General features: G+C 35.6%; 14 protein-coding genes, 1 other RNA gene and 5 pseudogenes. 13 read left to right on the plus strand and 7 right to left on the minus strand.

The genetic code is table 11. The features are described from left to right. Positions 1-24 precede the first annotated feature (24 nt). From FGL31_RS08220 to FGL31_RS25020, 3 genes and pseudogenes are all read left to right on the plus strand, one after another. A pseudogene (locus FGL31_RS08220) lies at positions 25-258 on the plus strand (helix-turn-helix domain-containing protein); the annotation flags it as partial. Between the two features lie 103 nt (positions 259-361). Next, positions 362-730, plus strand: coding sequence for an NAD(P)H-dependent oxidoreductase (locus tag FGL31_RS08225; protein ID WP_232046412.1), 369 nt, complete (start codon positions 362-364; stop codon positions 728-730). Next, positions 708-893 (plus strand): NADPH-dependent FMN reductase family protein, encoded by a 186-nt coding sequence (locus FGL31_RS25020; protein WP_232046413.1) that lies wholly within the window; start codon positions 708-710, stop codon positions 891-893. Before FGL31_RS08225 ends, FGL31_RS25020 begins: the two co-directional genes overlap by 23 nt. An 82-nt stretch (positions 894-975) precedes the next feature. Here FGL31_RS25020 and FGL31_RS25025 read toward each other — a convergent pair whose 3' ends face one another. Continuing rightward, a complete protein-coding gene (locus FGL31_RS25025) occupies positions 976-1,293 on the minus strand; it encodes a hypothetical protein (RefSeq protein ID WP_232046414.1) in 318 nt (105 codons plus the stop codon). 44 nt (positions 1,294-1,337) lie between these two features. Then, positions 1,338-1,736: a hypothetical protein gene (locus FGL31_RS25030; RefSeq protein WP_232046415.1), complete on the minus strand. Its 399-nt coding sequence runs from the start codon at positions 1,734-1,736 to the stop codon at positions 1,338-1,340. A gap of 235 nt (positions 1,737-1,971) precedes the next feature. Here FGL31_RS25030 and lon point away from each other — a divergent pair. The 3 genes and pseudogenes from lon to FGL31_RS08245 all read left to right on the plus strand — a co-directional run bounded on the left by lon (position 1,972) and on the right by FGL31_RS08245 (position 5,648). Then, positions 1,972-4,433: pseudogene (gene lon, locus FGL31_RS08235) on the plus strand (endopeptidase La). Positions 4,434-4,556: 123 nt separating this feature from the next. Beyond that, complete coding sequence (locus FGL31_RS29775) at positions 4,557-5,090, plus strand: FUSC family protein (RefSeq protein ID WP_138090480.1); 534 nt, start codon at positions 4,557-4,559, stop codon at positions 5,088-5,090. A 51-nt stretch (positions 5,091-5,141) separates the two neighbouring features. Continuing rightward, positions 5,142-5,648, plus strand: coding sequence for a ribonuclease H family protein (locus FGL31_RS08245; RefSeq protein WP_138090482.1), 507 nt, complete (start codon positions 5,142-5,144; stop codon positions 5,646-5,648). A 31-nt stretch (positions 5,649-5,679) separates the two neighbouring features. On the opposite strand, the gene FGL31_RS08250 is transcribed toward FGL31_RS08245, so the two are convergent. Next, on the minus strand, positions 5,680-7,707 hold the full coding sequence (locus FGL31_RS08250; protein WP_138090484.1) for a M3 family metallopeptidase: 2,028 nt from the start codon (positions 7,705-7,707) through the stop codon (positions 5,680-5,682). 118 nt (positions 7,708-7,825) lie between these two features. On the opposite strand from FGL31_RS08250, the gene FGL31_RS08255 reads away from it, so the two are divergent. After that, entirely contained in the window at positions 7,826-8,293 is a 468-nt protein-coding gene (locus tag FGL31_RS08255) for a hypothetical protein (RefSeq protein ID WP_138090486.1), read from the plus strand. On the opposite strand, the gene FGL31_RS25035 is transcribed toward FGL31_RS08255, so the two are convergent. Both FGL31_RS25035 and FGL31_RS25040 read right to left on the minus strand, forming a co-directional pair. Next, positions 8,294-8,971 (minus strand): MBL fold metallo-hydrolase, encoded by a 678-nt coding sequence (locus tag FGL31_RS25035; RefSeq protein WP_232046417.1) that lies wholly within the window; start codon positions 8,969-8,971, stop codon positions 8,294-8,296. Between the two features lie 43 nt (positions 8,972-9,014). Next, positions 9,015-9,410 (minus strand): hypothetical protein, encoded by a 396-nt coding sequence (locus FGL31_RS25040; protein WP_232046418.1) that lies wholly within the window; start codon positions 9,408-9,410, stop codon positions 9,015-9,017. A gap of 185 nt (positions 9,411-9,595) precedes the next feature. Here FGL31_RS25040 and FGL31_RS08265 point away from each other — a divergent pair, with 185 nt between their 5' ends. Continuing rightward, entirely contained in the window at positions 9,596-9,823 is a 228-nt protein-coding gene (locus tag FGL31_RS08265) for a hypothetical protein (protein WP_138090488.1), read from the plus strand. 78 nt (positions 9,824-9,901) lie between these two features. On the opposite strand, the pseudogene FGL31_RS08270 reads toward FGL31_RS08265, so the two are convergent. After that, a pseudogene (locus FGL31_RS08270) lies at positions 9,902-11,297 on the minus strand (arginine decarboxylase). 110 nt (positions 11,298-11,407) lie between these two features. On the opposite strand from FGL31_RS08270, the pseudogene argS reads away from it, so the two are divergent. From argS to FGL31_RS08285, 4 genes and pseudogenes are all read left to right on the plus strand, one after another. Further along, positions 11,408-13,191: pseudogene (argS, locus tag FGL31_RS08275) on the plus strand (arginine--tRNA ligase). A gap of 2 nt (positions 13,192-13,193) precedes the next feature. Beyond that, positions 13,194-14,129: a Gfo/Idh/MocA family oxidoreductase gene (locus tag FGL31_RS08280; RefSeq protein WP_232046421.1), complete on the plus strand. Its 936-nt coding sequence runs from the start codon at positions 13,194-13,196 to the stop codon at positions 14,127-14,129. Beyond that, positions 14,096-14,266 carry a hypothetical protein gene (locus tag FGL31_RS25045; protein WP_232046422.1) on the plus strand — a complete coding sequence of 57 codons (171 nt, stop codon included), beginning with the start codon at positions 14,096-14,098 and terminating at the stop codon, positions 14,264-14,266. Before FGL31_RS08280 ends, FGL31_RS25045 begins: the two co-directional genes overlap by 34 nt. Beyond that, positions 14,266-15,463, plus strand: a pseudogene (locus tag FGL31_RS08285) (BaiN/RdsA family NAD(P)/FAD-dependent oxidoreductase). The gene FGL31_RS25045 and the pseudogene FGL31_RS08285 overlap by 1 nt, the downstream one beginning before the upstream one ends. A 90-nt stretch (positions 15,464-15,553) precedes the next feature. Here the strand turns inward: FGL31_RS08285 and FGL31_RS08290 are convergent. Next, on the minus strand, positions 15,554-15,958 hold the full coding sequence (locus FGL31_RS08290) for a hypothetical protein (RefSeq protein WP_138090490.1): 405 nt from the start codon (positions 15,956-15,958) through the stop codon (positions 15,554-15,556). Between the two features lie 197 nt (positions 15,959-16,155). On the opposite strand from FGL31_RS08290, the gene rnpB reads away from it, so the two are divergent. Further along, positions 16,156-16,526, plus strand: an RNA gene (gene rnpB, locus FGL31_RS08295) — RNase P RNA component class A. Positions 16,527-16,556 lie beyond the last annotated feature (30 nt).

A 16,556-nucleotide genomic window follows, 5' to 3' on the forward strand; every position in this document is an offset into this window, starting at 1 on the left:
ACCTCATCATTTCTATCTGAAAGATTCAATTTGGAATATTCTTATTTAAGCAACGTGTTTTCTGAAACACAGGGCGAAAGTATCGAGAAATATTTGATTAGTTTGAAGATTGAAAAAATTAAAGAATTGCTAAGTTATGAAGCTACTTTGGCAGAAATTGCTTCACAGCTACAATATAGTAGTGTTGCTCATTTGAGCACTCAATTTAAAAAAAATACTGGTCTGAGTCCTTCAGAATATAAAAAACAGATGGTCTGAAAATGATTTAATGTTTATAAATTTATAGTTCAACATCTGTAAACATAAACCAAAGGCGTAAATGAAATAATTAGAGAACGGTAAATTTCAGATAAATCTTCCAATGAAAACATTAATAGTTGTAATTCACCCTGATTTTAATAATTCGGTAATAAATAAAAAATGGGTAGAATCATTGCAGAAATATCCTGATAAATTTTACATTCATTTGTTGCATCAAGTATATCCAAACGAAAATATAGATATCAAGGCGGAGCAAAAATTGATAGAACAATATGAAAAAATTGTTTTCCAATTTCCTTTTTATTGGTTTAATTGTCCCCCTTTGTTTAAAAAATGGTTGGATAATGTTTTGACTTATAACTGGGCTTACGGAAGCAAGAGTGGATACCAGTTAGAAGGCAAGAAAATTGCATTAGCAATTTCTGTAGGAATAGAAGAAAATGAGTTTGGGTCTACAGAAAGATATTAAATATACTTTAGAAGAACTGCTTCGCCCATTTGAGTTGACTTTTGAATATATAAAAGCAGATTATAGACCATTCTTTGCATATTACGGTATTGAATTAAACAGTTCTAAAGAGTGGGTTGAAAAAAGCATAGTTCCTTATTTGGAGTTTTTAAACAAACTATAATGATGCATTTTAAAACCTCTTAAAATAATTAAAAACAAAAAAGCTCGCAATTGCGAGCTTTTTTGTTTGATGATAATCAACCTTATTTAAGGTTATCACGGTATACTGTAGCTTTTTTAACTTCAGTTTGAATGTCTTTACGAGAAGCATCATAAGTTAACACTTTCTCATAATCAGTAATAGCTTTGTTGTAAGCATCCGTTGCAGTTGCTTTGTTGTAGTTAGCAGCGCCTTTCGTACCTGTCAAGATTCCCAAGTCACGGAAAGCGATTGCACGGTTTTGATATAATTTTGCATCATTTGCGTTGATTGTGATTGCTTTTGTATAGTCAGCAGTTGCTGATTTCAATAAAGCTTCACGCTCTTGGTTGCTCAATTTCAATTCCTTGTTTACAGCCATATTGTTATTAGCTTTTGCTTTATAATAATATGCAGAAACATTTTTTAGGATCCAAAGAGATTACTTTGGTAAAGTTTTCGATTGCTTTTTTGTATTGTCCATTTTTGGAATTGAGAGTAACCTAATAAATACACTACTTCAGGTTCATTTCCAGCATTAGGTAATGCTTTTTCGAATTGAGTAGCCGCAGTTTTGAAATCACCGTCTAAAAGTGCTTTTTCACCAGCGCGAACGTTAGGATCACTGTGTTGTTGTTTTTCTTGTGCTTGTGCACCCATTGTAGCTAGTGCTAAAGCAACAGTAGCTAACCCAATCTTAATCGTCTTCATCTGTGTATTCAAGTTATTTAATTTCATGTCTGAATTTTTATGTTGTTTTTCTGTTTTTATCACACTCCAACTAATAGAGTAAAAATCTGTTAAATAGTTTAACCAAGCAATCAATAGTTATAAACATTTCCACATTTCACAAAATGCTTCACTTCATACCAATTTTCTGTACACCTAGGTGACAAAGAATTGCCTGATTACTGACGATTTAACAGCAATTAATCAATATTAGCATAAAATGTACCAAAATTTATACTTGGCACTCCGCTTGCACTATAATGGAACACAAGATTTAAAACAAATTATTGTCGATAATCTGACAAGATGTCGGCAACCTGGATAACATTATATGAGCAAATTTGATTCATTCAACTTTAATCAAACATTACCTATCATAAACGAAGAAACGGAATTCTTTCCCTTGCTGACACAGCAAGACGAGGATGAGATGAGGAATGCAGAGATTCCGGATCAGTTACCGATCCTTCCATTAAGAAATACCGTATTATTTCCTGGTGTTGTAATACCGATTACTGTTGGACGTGATAAGTCTATAAAATTGGTTAAGGACGCATACAAAGGCGACCGCACTATTGCTGTGGTATCCCAAAAAGATATGACCGTTGAAGACCCGACCTTTGATCAATTAAATAAGGTTGGAACTGTAGCACACATTATTAAAATCCTTCAGATGCCTGACGGTAACACTACAGTTATCATTCAAGGAAAGCAAAGAGCAAAACTAAAGGAACTGGTACAGTCTGAACCTTATATTATTGCAAAAGTTGAGAAATTTCCTGAGGATAAACCAAAAACAAACAGCAAGGAATTTAAAGCATTGATCTCTTCTGTTAAAGAATTGGCATTGCAAATCATACAATTGTCGCCAAATTTGCCTAGCGAAGCGGGAATTGCAATTAAAAATATTGAAAGCCCCACATTCTTGGTGAACTTTATATCTTCAAATCTTTCTTTAGAATTAGAGCAAAAGCAAGATTTTATTGGAGATTAAAGATTTCGTCAAACGTGCTAAGCAATTATTGGAGCATCTGACTACAGAAATCCAAATGTTGGAGCTGAAGAACCAGATCCAAAATAAGGTGCGTGTTGATTTAGACAAACAACAACGTGATTATTTTCTGAGTCAACAATTGAAGACGATTCAAGAGGAATTGGGAGGTAGTACCCCAGACCTTGAAATTGAAGAGCTGAAGAAACGTGCTAAGGCAAAAAAATGGAATGATGAGGTAGGAAAACATTTCCAAAAAGAATTGGAAAAATTGGCGAGAATAAACCCTGCTGCTGCTGATTATTCTGTACAATTAAACTACTTAGAATTATTGCTGGATTTACCGTGGGGTGAATATACCAAAGATAACTTTGACCTGAAAAGAGCAGATAAGGTTCTTGACAAAGACCATTATGGTCTAGAAAAAGTTAAGAAACGTATTGTTGAATACCTTGCTGTTTTAAAGTTGAAGAATGACATGAAGGCACCAATCCTTTGTTTGGTTGGCCCTCCAGGAGTTGGTAAAACATCGTTGGGAAAATCAATTGCCAAAGCTTTAGGTAGAAAATATACAAGAATGGCATTGGGTGGTATTCGTGATGAAGCAGAAATAAGAGGTCACCGTAAAACATATATCGGTGCAATGCCTGGCCGTATCATTCAGTCCTTGAAAAAAGCTGGAGCATCCAATCCTGTTTTTGTATTGGATGAAATCGATAAAATCGGTTCTGACTTCAAAGGTGATCCATCTTCTGCTTTGTTGGAAGTACTAGATCCTGAGCAAAATACTCATTTCTATGATCATTATGTAGAGATGGAGTATGATCTTTCTAAAGTCATGTTTATTGCGACAGCAAACTCTTTGAATGGGGTACAACCTGCATTGTTGGATCGTATGGAAATTATCGAAGTTAATGGTTATACCATTGAGGAGAAAATTGAAATCGCCAAAAGCATTTGCTACCTAAGCAAAGAGAGATGCACGGTATTCAAGCAAAAGATATCTCCTTAAAACCGAAGATGATTGAGAAAATCATCGATGAATATACTAGAGAATCTGGGGTTCGTGGTTTAGAGAAAAAAATTGGATCTGTAGTACGCGGAATAGCTACTCGAATTGTGATGGAAACAGATTATAATCCTAGTTTGGATGCCGCAGATATTGAAGAAATATTGGGGGCTCCAATCTTTGATAAGGATCTTTATGAAAACAATGACATCGCAGGTGTTGTGACTGGACTTGCGTGGACTTCGGTTGGTGGTGATATTTTATTTATCGAATCAAGTTTGAGTCCAGGTAAAGGGAAATTAAGTCTTACGGGTAATCTCGGTGATGTGATGAAAGAATCAGCATCTATTGCTATGGCTTACCTTCGTTCACATTCTGATGAGTTTGGTATTGATTTCAAAGTTTTTGATCAGTGGGATGTAAATATCCATGTGCCAGCTGGTGCAACTCCTAAAGATGGTCCTTCTGCAGGTATAACCATGTTGACTGCTTTGGCTTCATTATTCACACAAAGAAAGGTGAAAAATAAGCTTGCAATGACTGGAGAGATTACTCTGAGAGGAAAGGTACTTCCTGTTGGTGGTATAAAAGAGAAAATCTTGGCCGCAAAAAGAGCAAACATAAAGGACATCATTTTAAGTAAGTCTAACCAAAAGGATATTTTGGAGATAAAGAAGATTATATAAAAGATCTAAATTTCCATTATGTCACAGAAATGCGTGAAGTTGTGAAGTTGGCGTTGTTGGATGAGAAGGTAAAGAATGCAAAAGAACTTTCACGAGAAGGTTACTAAAAATACAATTCATAATAAAAGCACAGCTGATCAGCTGTGCTTTTTTTGTGCTTTTTCGTCATATAATTTTAAGGAAAGGAACATAATTTCAATTATAAAATTATAAGCTGTACTTTTGCAGAAATGGACCCCAGCAGTAAATCAACGAGGTTTATAAAACGTGTCGTTGCCTCGCCTTTATTAATATATATTATTCGATGCCTTATTGGTTTTGTAATTGGGTATTTATTGTATCGCAGTTATAAAGAGTTCGAATTGTTTTGGGCATTGTTATCTATAATCCTAGTGATATCACCGGAGGAGCAGGACTCTAAAAGGCTTTCCATTGAACGGTTTAAATCCAATTTTGTAGGTTCCGTTGTCGCGATGGGATGTGTTTGGTTATTGCCAAAATCAATTTATTCCGTCATGGTAGGGATCGTGGTCACCATTTTTTTATGTTGGGGTTTTAAGATTTTGAATATGGCTAGGGTAGCCATTGTCGCACTTTTGATCATTATGATTGAGCCGCATCATTCCCAATTGAATTATACGCCAATCTATAGGGCTTTATCGACAGGACTGGGTTGTATAATAGGACTTACGATAGTGATAGTCAGTTCTGGACTTATTAATTTTCTGAGAGATAAATATAAAATATTCTCTGATCCTACTTAAAAACTGCTCTCATACATATTGAAAGACATATAAATCCTTATTTTTACGGGAATGATTGAATTATATACAGACGGAGCATCGAGCGGAAATCCAGGGCCAGGTGGATATGGTACCATATTAAGAGCCATTTATCAAGGAGCTAATCCTGAATTTCAAGGAAAATTAATTGAAAAAGAATTCTCAGGTGGATTTAGAAAAACTACCAATAATAGGATGGAACTTTTGGCAGTTATCATAGGCCTTGAAGCCCTAAAGAATATCAATCAACAAGTAACGATATTTTCTGATTCTAAATATGTAATCGATGCTATTGACAAAAAATGGGTTTATGGCTGGATGCAAAAAGGATTTCAAGGAAAAAAGAATAAAGATCTTTGGCTACGACTCATGAATGCCTACAAATTGCATAAAGTAAAATTAGTATGGGTAAAAGGACATGCCGGACATCCCTTAAATGAAAGATGTGATCAGTTGGCGGTAAATGCCTCAAAAGATAAAGCAAATTGGAAAATTGATTCCGTATTTGAAGCAGAGATGCAAAAAGGCTTAGATATTTAATCTAAGCCTTTTTTTTATTATTTATAATGAATTAAATCAATCCAGCACGTTTTAATAGTGGATCAACTGAAGGTTCATGACCTCTGAACTGTTTGTACAATTTCATTGGATGTTCAGTACCACCTTTGGATAAAATATTGTCTTTGAACTTCTTTGCAACTTCCTTGCTGAAGATTCCTTCTTGTTTGAAATAATCAAATGCATCGGCATCCAAAACTTCAGCCCATTTGTATGAATAATAACCCGATGAATATCCGCCATCAAAAATATGAGAAAAGGATGTAGACATCACATTTTCCTTAACATCAGGATATATCTGAGTGCTTTTGAACTGTTCATTTTCAAATTCTTTCACATTATTGATGGCGCTGGGGTCCTGACCATGCCAACCCATGTCCAACAACCCGAAGCTGAGTTGCCTTACGGTTGCCAATCCTTCTAAGAATGAAGCACTTTCTTTAATTTTGGCAATGTATTCCATAGGAATAGTTTCCCCAGTTTCATAATGCTTTGCAAATAGTTTCAAGGCATCTTCTTCATAACACCAGTTTTCCATCACCTGACTTGGAAGTTCCACAAAATCCCAGTAAACTGATGTTCCGGATAGGGTAGGATATACGGTGTCAGCCAACATCCCATGCAGAGCGTGACCAAACTCATGGAATAATGTAGTCACCTCGTTGAATGTAAGTAGGGATGGCTTTGTAGCTGTTGGTCTCGTGAAGTTACAGACTATTGAAATGTGTGGTCTTTCATTATGACCATCTTTCTCATACTGCGATTTATATGAAGTCATCCAAGCACCGTTTCTTTTACCTTTCCTAGGAAAGAAATCTGCATAAAAGATCGCAACAAGTTCACCAGATTCATTGCTGACTTCAAATGTCTGAACTTCAGGGTGATATTTGTCGATGTTATGAATTTCCTTGAAATTTAGACCGTAAAGCCTATGAGCAATTTCAAATACTCCATTTAAAACATTTTCCAGTTTAAAATAGGATCTTAATTTTTCATCATCAAGGTTAAACTTTTCTTGCTTTAGTTTTTCAGAATAGTAACTAGCGTCCCATTTTTCTAAATGATCAATACCATCTTTTTCTTTCGCATACTTTGATAGTTCATCAAATTCTCTTATTGCCGCTGGTTTTCCTTTTGATAAAAGGTCATTCAAAAACGAATTTACTGTCTTTGGATCTTGAGCCATTCGTTCTTCCAATTTAAAATGAGCATGTGAATCATATCCTAGTAATTTTGCACGCTTGTGTCGAAGATTAGCCATTTTGAGAACGACTTCTTCATTGTTGTTTTCATTATCTTGGAAAGCTTTTTTACCGGCGGCAATAGCCAGTTCCTTTCTTAATTCACGATTGCTGGCATAAGTCATAAAAGGGATATAGCTTGGATAATCCAAAGTGAAGATCCAGCCTTCCTTTCCTTCTTCTTTTGCTAGTTCGTGTGCAGCCTCCACCACATTTTCAGGAAGACCATCTAAATTTGCTTTTTCTGTAATGTGCAGACGATAAGCATTCGTCTCTGCTAATACGTGTTCTGCAAAATTCAATTTCAAGACTGACATTTCCTGATCAATTTCACGGAGTTCTTTCTTTTTGTCGTCTGCAAGTAAAGCTCCATTACGAACAAAATCCCTGTAGTATTTGGTAAGCAGCGTATCTTGTTCTGGAGATAGGGTCAAGTTATCCTTCTGATCATAGATTTCTTTGATCCTTAGGAACAGATTATAATTAAGGGTGATATCTGAACTTAACTCTGCCAGCATAGGAGCAATCTGGACCGCCATTTTTTCTATTTCGTCATTTGTTTCAGCAGAATGAAGATTGAAAAATATATTTGAAATACGGTCTAATTGTAGGCCGGAAAAAGATAGGGCTTCAATTGTATTTTCAAAAGAAGCTGCTTGATCGTTACCGACAATATCCTCAATTTCTTTTTTGGTATCAGCAATTGCTTCTTGAAAGGCTGGGATATAATCCTCGTTACTGATTTTAGAAAATGGAGCAGTATTATAATTTGTTTCGAAAGCTTTATTTAAGATATTCATAGTACACTAAAGTTACAATATTATATCTACAGGGATTAGATCACCTGTGAAGATTTATTAAGTTTTACGGAAACTTTACGTAATATTATAATGTTATAACACAAAACAAGATTAAATCATGAAGAACAACGTATCATCCATATTAGCAGTTTCCCTTTTCGTATTAGGTTTCAGCTCTTGTCAATCCAATTCAAGCCAAAATACATCTGAAAATACGACCTCAAATAGCAATGACTGGACAACATCTGAACTGGCAGGTAAATACAGTTATGTAGGAAATGGCGACACCATAACGTTGGATATCACTAGTCGAAATGATTCTTTAGTTGGTCCATTAAATTATAGTTTTAAGGAGAAAGATCGCAATACAGGCACTTTTCGTGGAGTTATAAAAGACTCTTTATTAGTTGGAGAATATAGTTTTATGTCTGAAGGAATGAACTCTACACGCGAAACAGTTTTTGGCATTGTGCCTGAAGGTTTGATTGAAGGCTTTGGTGAAATTGAAGATACTGGCGAAAAGGTGATATTCAGAAATATCGATAGCCTTCGCTTTGATCATGGAATGATTTTAAAGAAGAATTAATTATTCAATTCCTTCCCACCAGTATTTAGTTTCATTATCGGAATCTAGTTTGATGATCTGACCCATTTTTGGAGTCCAGATAGGGAAGTTTTTGCTTTTGGCTTCTTTTGTGATCCTGATCATCGGTTCATCCCAGGCATGATTTGCTAATGGGAACTTTGAGTTATGAACAGGTATTAGCATTTTGGTTTGTAGGTCTGTAGCAGCGGTTATTGCTTCTTCAGGCATCAAATGGATGTATTGCCAATTCTCATTGTATTGGCCATTCTCGAGGATGGCTAAATCGAAAGGTCCATATTTTTCACCTATTTCCTTAAAATGGGTACCATAACCGGAGTCTCCACCAACAAACAGTTTTAATGAATCTGCCTGCACGACGAATGATGACCACAAGCTCGTGTTTCTCTTCAACCATCTCCCTGAAAAATGTCTTGCTGGAGTTGCCGTAAATTTCAAACTATCCAAGTCCAGGCTTTCGCCCCAATATAATTCATGCACATGTTCAGGTGAATATCCCCATTTCTCTAAATGCGCTCCAACACCTATTCCGGTAACAACGTCTTTGACACGATCTTTCAATTTTTTGATCGTCGGATAATCAAGGTGATCCCAATGGTCATGGGTAAGAACCAAGATATCGATGTCAGGCATTTGATCTACCGTGTAATTATGGCTCATTTTAAAAGCTTTTACACTTCCAGGGATTGGCGATGCATGTCCATTAAAAAACTGGATCCACCAAAATCCTTTTTCCGTCCAATTGCATATAGTATGAGGAATGACCAAACCATACATATACATTTTCATTAATTGGAATATTTTTGAGATCTGTAATTTCTACGGGTAGTGGAGACGAAGGAACATTTCTTTTATCTTTTCCGAAGAAGAATTGGAATAAAACTGAAGTAAAGCTAACTCCTTCTTTCATTGCAGGAGTAGGAACAAGGTTGTCAAATGCCCCATTCTTATAGGTTGCTGTTTGTTCCATTTTCTGCAATCGATTTCCAGAGGCGAGTGCTCCCATTTGGTCTGATCGATAAAGTAAATATACTGCCAGGCCGACTACGATAATCAAGGCAAGAATTATATACATAAATATCTTTATAAATTTTTTCATGTTAGTGAGGTGCAATTTACACTATTCTCTGTAATCTCATTGTAAGAAAATTGAAAATAATAGTTATTAAAAAGATATTAATAGTTAAATAAATATAGTAAATATATCATTATAGGTAAAAATTAATAATTAGTTAATATTTGTTGGTTTATATTTGCCCTATAAACAGTGCCAATAAATAGTGTATGAATAACATCGATAATGAATTACTTAAATCCATAGTTTCGCGACTTAACAATCGCTATCCAGATTATTTATTGAAAGATGGAAAATGGTTAATTGGAGGGTATGAAAGTTTGTTCAAAATAGATTATCAGGAGAAAGATGATCCTTATTTACCAAAAATCAAAATGGAAGTATTTATGATGCTGCCCAAAGAAATGCGGGAAGAGATTATTTCCATGGTAACATAGTATAATTTGTAAGAGTAGTATCCAATAAAAAAGCAGGTTAGAATTTTCTAGCCTGCTTTAATTTTTTTTAAGGAGATATTATTGATATCCTAAAAGTTTCATTACTTGTTTTGAGTTTTGTTCTTCACCAAAAAACTTCATAGTTAAAAGTTTCGTCTCTATTCCTACGAATCAATACATGTTTTGGAGAAGGAAGCAAACAGTGGTGAATACCGCCGTACCCGCTCAATACCTCTTGATAAGCCCCTGTATGGAAAAAACCTAAGTACTGAACCTTACGCGTTTTTGGCATGAAAACCGAGTTCATGTGGGCCTCTTGATTGTAGTAATCTTGACCATCGCAAGTTATTCCACCTAAGTTTACACGTTCATATTCAGAATCCCAATTGTTGATTGGAAGTAAGATATATTTTTGGTTCAATGCCCATACATCTGGAAGGTTTGTAATAAATGAACCGTCCAACATCAACCATTTTTCACGGTCATTCTGTTGTTTTCTGCCTAATACTTTGTACAAAATGCCTGAAGCTTCTGCTACGGTATATTTACCAAATTCAGTTATAATGTCTGGTTCAACCACTTCATGGTGTGCACAGATTTGTTTGATACGGTTTACGATTTCATTAACCATGTATTCGTAATCAAAATCATGTACCAGTGAATCCTTGAATGGCATACCGCCACCAATATCCAAAGTGTCCAAATCAGGATTTATTTTCTTGAACTTACAATATAAGGTCACATATTTTTCCAATTCATTCCAATAATAAGGAGTGTCAGAAATACCTGAATTAATAAAGAAGTGTAAAAGTTTAACTTTGAAGTGAGGGTTGTCAACGATTTTGCTGTTATAAAAATCGATTACATCTTCCATTCTGATTCCAAGTCTAGAAGTGTAGAATTGGGAGTCAGGTTGTTTCCTCAGCAGCAATACGGATACCTAAGTTACATGGTTCCGATAGCTCCACCTCATCATCATACATGTTAAATTCCTCTTTATTATCCAATACTGGGATAATATTGTGGAACCCATCATGCAACATATCGACGATATATTGTTTGTATTGATAAGTTTTGAATCCATTACAGATCACTGTAATGTCTTTCGTTACCTTACCTTGTCTCTCTAAAGCGTCAATCCATAGGCATATCAAAAGCTGAAGATGTTTCCAAGTGGATATCATTCTTCAATGCTTCTTCTACGATATGTTTGAAATGCGAGGATTTAGTACAATAACAGTATTTATAAGACCCACGATAATTATATTTCAACATGGCTGTTTGAAATAAAATCTTCGCCTGTTGGATTTTTTTTACTGATTATTGGTAGATACGTAAAACGTAGGGGTGTACCATACGTTTCTATCATTTCCATCAAATTCAAATCGTGGAAGTACAATTCGTCATCGATGATATCGAATCCGTCTTGTGGAAAACCAACACTTAAGTCAAGAAATTCCTGATAGCTCTGCATTTTTTATTATTTTTGGCAAAGATAATGCTTTCGTAATGAATACATGAATAACTTAAGCGTTATTTTTTAAATTCATTATCAGAAAGTTAAGAATATTACGAAATATTTACATGGCAAAATCAATTCAAGAACTGCTTATTGAGAAAACAGTTGAAGCAGTTAGTACTTTATATAGTGCTGATATCCCGGCTTCACAACTTGCATTACAAGAAACAAGAAAAGAGTTTGAAGGTCAAATCACTTTGGTTGTATTTCCAATAACTCGCTTTTCAAAAAAAATCACCAGAAGTTACCGGCCATGAAATTGGTGCCTTTCTTCAAGAACAGATTGCTGAAATCTCTGGCTTTAATGTAATCAAAGGTTTTCTTAACCTTAGTTTCTCGGATTCTTATTGGATTGAATTACTCAACCAAACAATCCTTGCTGATTCGTTCGGCAAATTTCCTCAGAATGGAAAAAAGTTAATGGTAGAATACTCTTCACCAAACACAAACAAACCTTTGCACCTTGGGCATATACGTAATAACCTGTTAGGCTATTCTGTTGCAGAAATATTGAAAGCCTATGGTTATGATGTCATCAAAGCAAACTTAGTGAACGATAGAGGTATTCATATCTGTAAGTCTATGCTAGCATGGGAGAAGTTTGGAAATGGTGAAACACCTGAATCATCTGGTTTAAAAGGAGATCACTTGGTTGGTAATTATTATGTAGTTTTCGACAAGGAGTACAAAAAGGAAATCGAAGCCTTGAAGTTAGAGGGACAATCAGAAGATGAGGCGAAGAAAAATGCTCCTTTGATTCAAGAAGCGCAAGTTATGCTTCAAAAATGGGAAGCTGGTGATAAAGAGGTCTTGAATCTATGGAAAACCATGAACGGATGGGTTTATGCAGGATTCGATAAAACCTATAAGCAATTAGGCGTCGATTTTGATAAGTTCTATTATGAATCAGAAACCTATTTATTAGGTAAAGGATATCATTCAAGAGGGTCTTGAAAAAGGAGTGTTTTTCAAAAAAGATGATAATTCTGTTTGGATAGACCTGACAGATGAAGGATTGGATGAAAAACTAGTGTTGAGAGGAGATGGTACCTCAGTGTATATCACTCAAGATTTAGGTACAGCACAGCTTAAATATGATGAATTCAAGATGAATGAGTCTATTTATGTTGTTGGAAACGAGCAGGACTATCATTTCAAGGTATTGTTTGCAATTCTTAAAAAACTAGGCAAAGAGTGGGCAGATGGTTTATATCACTTGTCTTATGGTATGGTTGACTTGCCTTCAGGGAAAATGAAATCCAGAGAAGGTACCGTTGTTGATGCCGATGATTTAATGGCTGAAATGATTGAAACGGCCAAAGAAAGAACAGAAGAACTTGGAAAAACCGAAGGATTTAATGAAGAAGAGAAAGTAAATCTTTACCAAACTATTGGTATGGGTGCTTTAAAATACTTTTTACTGAAGGTAGATCCTAAAAAACGATTATTATTTGATCCTAATGAATCTGTAGATTTCCAAGGTCATACAGGTCCATTTGTACAATATACACATGCACGTATCAAATCTGTATTGAGAAAAGCTGATTATGTTCCAGGACAAATAAAAGTTCCTTCAACCCTTTCTACATTTGAAAGAGATTTAATTCAAGCACTTGCTAATTATCCGGATATTATCGAAGCTTCAGCAAAGGAATTTAGTCCTGCTCAGTTGGCTAATTATGCTTATGACATTGCCAAGCTATACAATAAATTTTACCATGAGGAGACTATTCTAAAAGCAGAAGACGAAAATGTAAAAGGATTCCGTTTGCAATTATCGGCTTCAGCAGCACGAATTATTTCTGAAAGTATGAATTTATTAGGAATCCAAGTTCCTGAAAGGATGTAAAAATGAAGAAACTAAAAGTTGGATTGATAGGATTTTCTATTGGGGGACATGTTTTTCATGCTCCTTTTATTGCTGAAAATCCAGATTTGGAATTGTATAAAGTTACGGCTAGGAAACCTGAGCAACAGCAAATGTTGGCAGAGCGATATCCTGAGGCAATAGGGGTGATGTCTGCGGAAGATATCATTAATGATCCTGAAGTGGATATCGTTGCTATTGCTACTTCAAATGATGTACATTTCAGTTTTGCAAAAGCGGCGTTGGAAGCAGGCAAGCATGTTATTGTGGAAAAACCATTTACCAACTATAGCGCTGAGGCTGATGAATTAATAACATTGGCCAAAGAGAAAAATTTAGTGCTTTCAGTTCATCACAATGCAAGATTTCATTCTGATTTCAAGACTGTCAAAAAGGTGATCGAATCAGGACGATTGGGTCGTGTGGTCAATTATGAAGCTAGATATGACCGTTTTCGGAACTTTTTGAGAGCAGGGGCATGGAGAGAAGAAAACTTGCCAGGATCTGGAATCCATTATGACTTGGGTGCTCATTTAATTGATCAGGCATTATTAGTTTTTGGAAAGCCACTTGCTGTTTTTGCTGATTTAAGAATTCAGCGCGATGGAGCTAAAACGATAGATGATTTTGAGTTCATCCTTTCTTATCCTGGTCTTAAAGTTTCTTTAAAAGGTCAGATGTTGGCAAAAATTTCAACTGCGAGATATGCTGTTTATGGTATGAATGGATGTTTTGTTAAATGGGGGGTTGATCCTCAGGAAGCACTTTTGAGAGATGGGGTTCGACCTTCACAACATTTAGATTGGGGAAAGGAAGATCCTGCCTATCAAGGGACTATTGCTGTTTTGGAAAATGGCAATGATGTCGAAGAAAAAATTGAAAGTGAATGGGGACAGGTCAAGATTTCTATAAAAACATAGTTTCTGCAATTCAGGGTTCTGAAGATCTGTATATAAAACCAGAGCAGGCACGTGATGTAATCCGCATATTGGAACTGGCAGAGCAATCCTGGGCAGAGCAGAGGACGATTTCCTTAGAAGGAGAACTTATATCTTAATGAAAGAATATGATGCGGTAATCATTGGTGCAGGTGCCTGTGGGCTGATGTGTTCAGTTCAGGCTGGCCTTTTGGGTAAACGCACTTTATTAATAGAAGGCAATGATAAGCCGGGAGCAAAAATATTGATTTCCGGTGGAGGGCGTTGCAATTATACCAACCTAAATACAAGCGTTGAAAACTTTGTTTCAGAGAATCCCAAATTCCTGAATGCAATATTTTCAAATTGGTCCGTAGATGATACGATTAACTTTTTTGAACAATTCGGCGATATAAAAGGTCAAGAAAAAAACCTTGGGACAATTGTTTCCTACGACAAATAAAGCCAAAGATATTGTTGCAGTATTTACCAAATTAATGTTTGATACCAAACAGGATATTTGGTTGAATACTTTGGTGACCAATATCGAAAAAAAGGATACCGGATTTGAAGTCACTTATACATCAGATGGGCGGAATTCAACAATTCAAACTTCTAAAGTAGTCGTTGCTACGGGAGGTCTTCCTGTCAGTAAATTAGGAGCGTCAGATTTCGCGCTTAAGGCAGCTCGGAAATTTGGATTAGATATAGTTAGCACTGCTCCGGCACTCGTTCCATTAACGATTACTGGAAAAGATGCTGATTGGTATGCTTCATTGGCTGGGAATTCTGTTTATTCAAAAGTGTCAAACCAAAGGATTTCTTTTGAGGAGAATATTCTATTCACGCATTGGGGATTGAGCGGCCCCGCTATCCTACAAATATCATCATATTGGAAACCGGGTGAGGAATTTTCGATTGACTTACTTCCCAAGTTCAAACTTGAAACCCTCATTAAGGATGAAAGAAATCAAGGGGGTAAACGGACTATTGGACAACTTTTAAATGATTATTTCACGAAGAAGTTTGTGGATGCTTTGGGCAAGTTTTTGCCGATTCAATTAAAGATTGCTTCCTTGAGCAAATCAGATGCTAAATTGATTGTTGATTTTGTTCATAATTTTAAGGTTAAGCCTGCTGGAGATAAAGGTTATGATAAAGCTGAAGTTATGCGCGGTGGAATATCAACTGAAGAGTTGAATCCAAGAACATTAGAAAGCAAGAAAGTTAACGGTCTTTACTTTGGAGGCGAAGCAGTAGATATTACTGGGTGGCTGGGTGGTTATAACTTTCAATGGGCATGGGCTGCCGGCTATGCAATCGCTCAAGACTTGTAGGCTGTCATACCAAATAAAATTGGCTGTATTGATAAGATACAGCCTGGTAATTATATTTGGATAAGAAGTAATTTTCTCTTTTTCTATCGATTAAAATGTATGTTCTAGTTTTCCTTCTGTTTTGATGTCTTTAATATCAGCACCTCCTTTTTTCACAGATTTTCCGTCCATTAAAATTTCAAATTCAAGTTTGGAAACTTTGTCAACTTTAGCTTTGATAGCTACTGAAGACTTTTTAGCTGGTTTTGATCTTTTTACTTTAATGGTCATTGGGAATTTTAAGTCTTTAGAGATTGTTGAATCTTGACCTTTATGACCAGATACCGTCAAAGAAGTAAATTTTAAATCTTTTACTGCTGGATTATTTTTAATTACATAAGTAATTTCAACAGGCTTAGGCTTAGGTTTTGGTTCATCATCTTTTTTGCATGATGTAAATACTAGAGCAACTGCTGAGATAGCAAGTGCTGTTCTTAAAAATGTAGTTGTTTTCATTGATTTTGTTTTTAAAATTTTTAATAATGAGTTAATTCAATAATCCTTTTATATTGATTTTATCATATAACGGTATTATTTTTCATAATGCTACAGGTGTTAAAGAAAATATTATAATAAATTTTCATAATACTTTCGTTATTGTGAAGGATTATTCATAGTCGATATCAATTGAATTTTTCGTAGTTTTGCACATTGAAGCAAACTGGTTCTATCGCTGCATTTTATATGGAGAGGAAAGTCCGGGCAACGCAGGGCGATACGCTTCCTAACGGGAAGGCTGATTTTAGGGTCAGACAGCAAGTGCCACAGAGAATATACCGCCTTTCGGGGTAAGGGTGAAAATGTGAGGTAAGAGCTCACGGGCTTGTATGGTGACATACATTTCGGTAAACCTCGTATGTTGAAAGACCAAATAGGTTGCAAGACTAGAAAGCTGCCCGCTTTCTGCTTACGGGCAATTGCAATGGGTAGGTTGATTGAGTTTGCATGTGAATGCAAATCTAGATAAATGATAGAAATTCTTATTTTAGAATACAGAACCCGGCTTATAAGGTTTGCTTCTTATTATTGTGAACATTTTCTATTGCCTATAAAA

Origin of the sequence: Sphingobacterium daejeonense, from assembly GCF_901472535.1 — a bacterium.
Taxonomy (GTDB): domain Bacteria; phylum Bacteroidota; class Bacteroidia; order Sphingobacteriales; family Sphingobacteriaceae; genus Sphingobacterium; species Sphingobacterium daejeonense.

Excerpts from the sequence above, each read along its gene's own strand:
- FGL31_RS29775 (WP_138090480.1), top strand. The coding sequence starts at position 4,557 with ATGGACCCCAGCAGTAAATCAACGAGGTTTATAAAACGTGTCGTTGCC.
- FGL31_RS25045 (WP_232046422.1), top strand. The coding sequence starts at position 14,096 with ATGGGGACAGGTCAAGATTTCTATAAAAACATAGTTTCTGCAATTCAG.
- FGL31_RS08290 (WP_138090490.1), bottom strand. The coding sequence starts at position 15,958 with ATGAAAACAACTACATTTTTAAGAACAGCACTTGCTATCTCAGCAGTT.
- FGL31_RS08250 (WP_138090484.1), bottom strand. The coding sequence starts at position 7,707 with ATGAATATCTTAAATAAAGCTTTCGAAACAAATTATAATACTGCTCCA.
- FGL31_RS08245 (WP_138090482.1), top strand. The coding sequence starts at position 5,142 with ATGATTGAATTATATACAGACGGAGCATCGAGCGGAAATCCAGGGCCA.
- FGL31_RS25035 (WP_232046417.1), bottom strand. The coding sequence starts at position 8,971 with ATGAGCCATAATTACACGGTAGATCAAATGCCTGACATCGATATCTTG.
- FGL31_RS08225 (WP_232046412.1), top strand. The coding sequence starts at position 362 with ATGAAAACATTAATAGTTGTAATTCACCCTGATTTTAATAATTCGGTA.
- FGL31_RS25040 (WP_232046418.1), bottom strand. The coding sequence starts at position 9,410 with ATGAAAAAATTTATAAAGATATTTATGTATATAATTCTTGCCTTGATT.
- FGL31_RS08255 (WP_138090486.1), top strand. The coding sequence starts at position 7,826 with ATGAAGAACAACGTATCATCCATATTAGCAGTTTCCCTTTTCGTATTA.
- FGL31_RS25025 (WP_232046414.1), bottom strand. The coding sequence starts at position 1,293 with ATGGCTGTAAACAAGGAATTGAAATTGAGCAACCAAGAGCGTGAAGCT.
- FGL31_RS08280 (WP_232046421.1), top strand. The coding sequence starts at position 13,194 with ATGAAGAAACTAAAAGTTGGATTGATAGGATTTTCTATTGGGGGACAT.
- FGL31_RS08265 (WP_138090488.1), top strand. The coding sequence starts at position 9,596 with ATGAATAACATCGATAATGAATTACTTAAATCCATAGTTTCGCGACTT.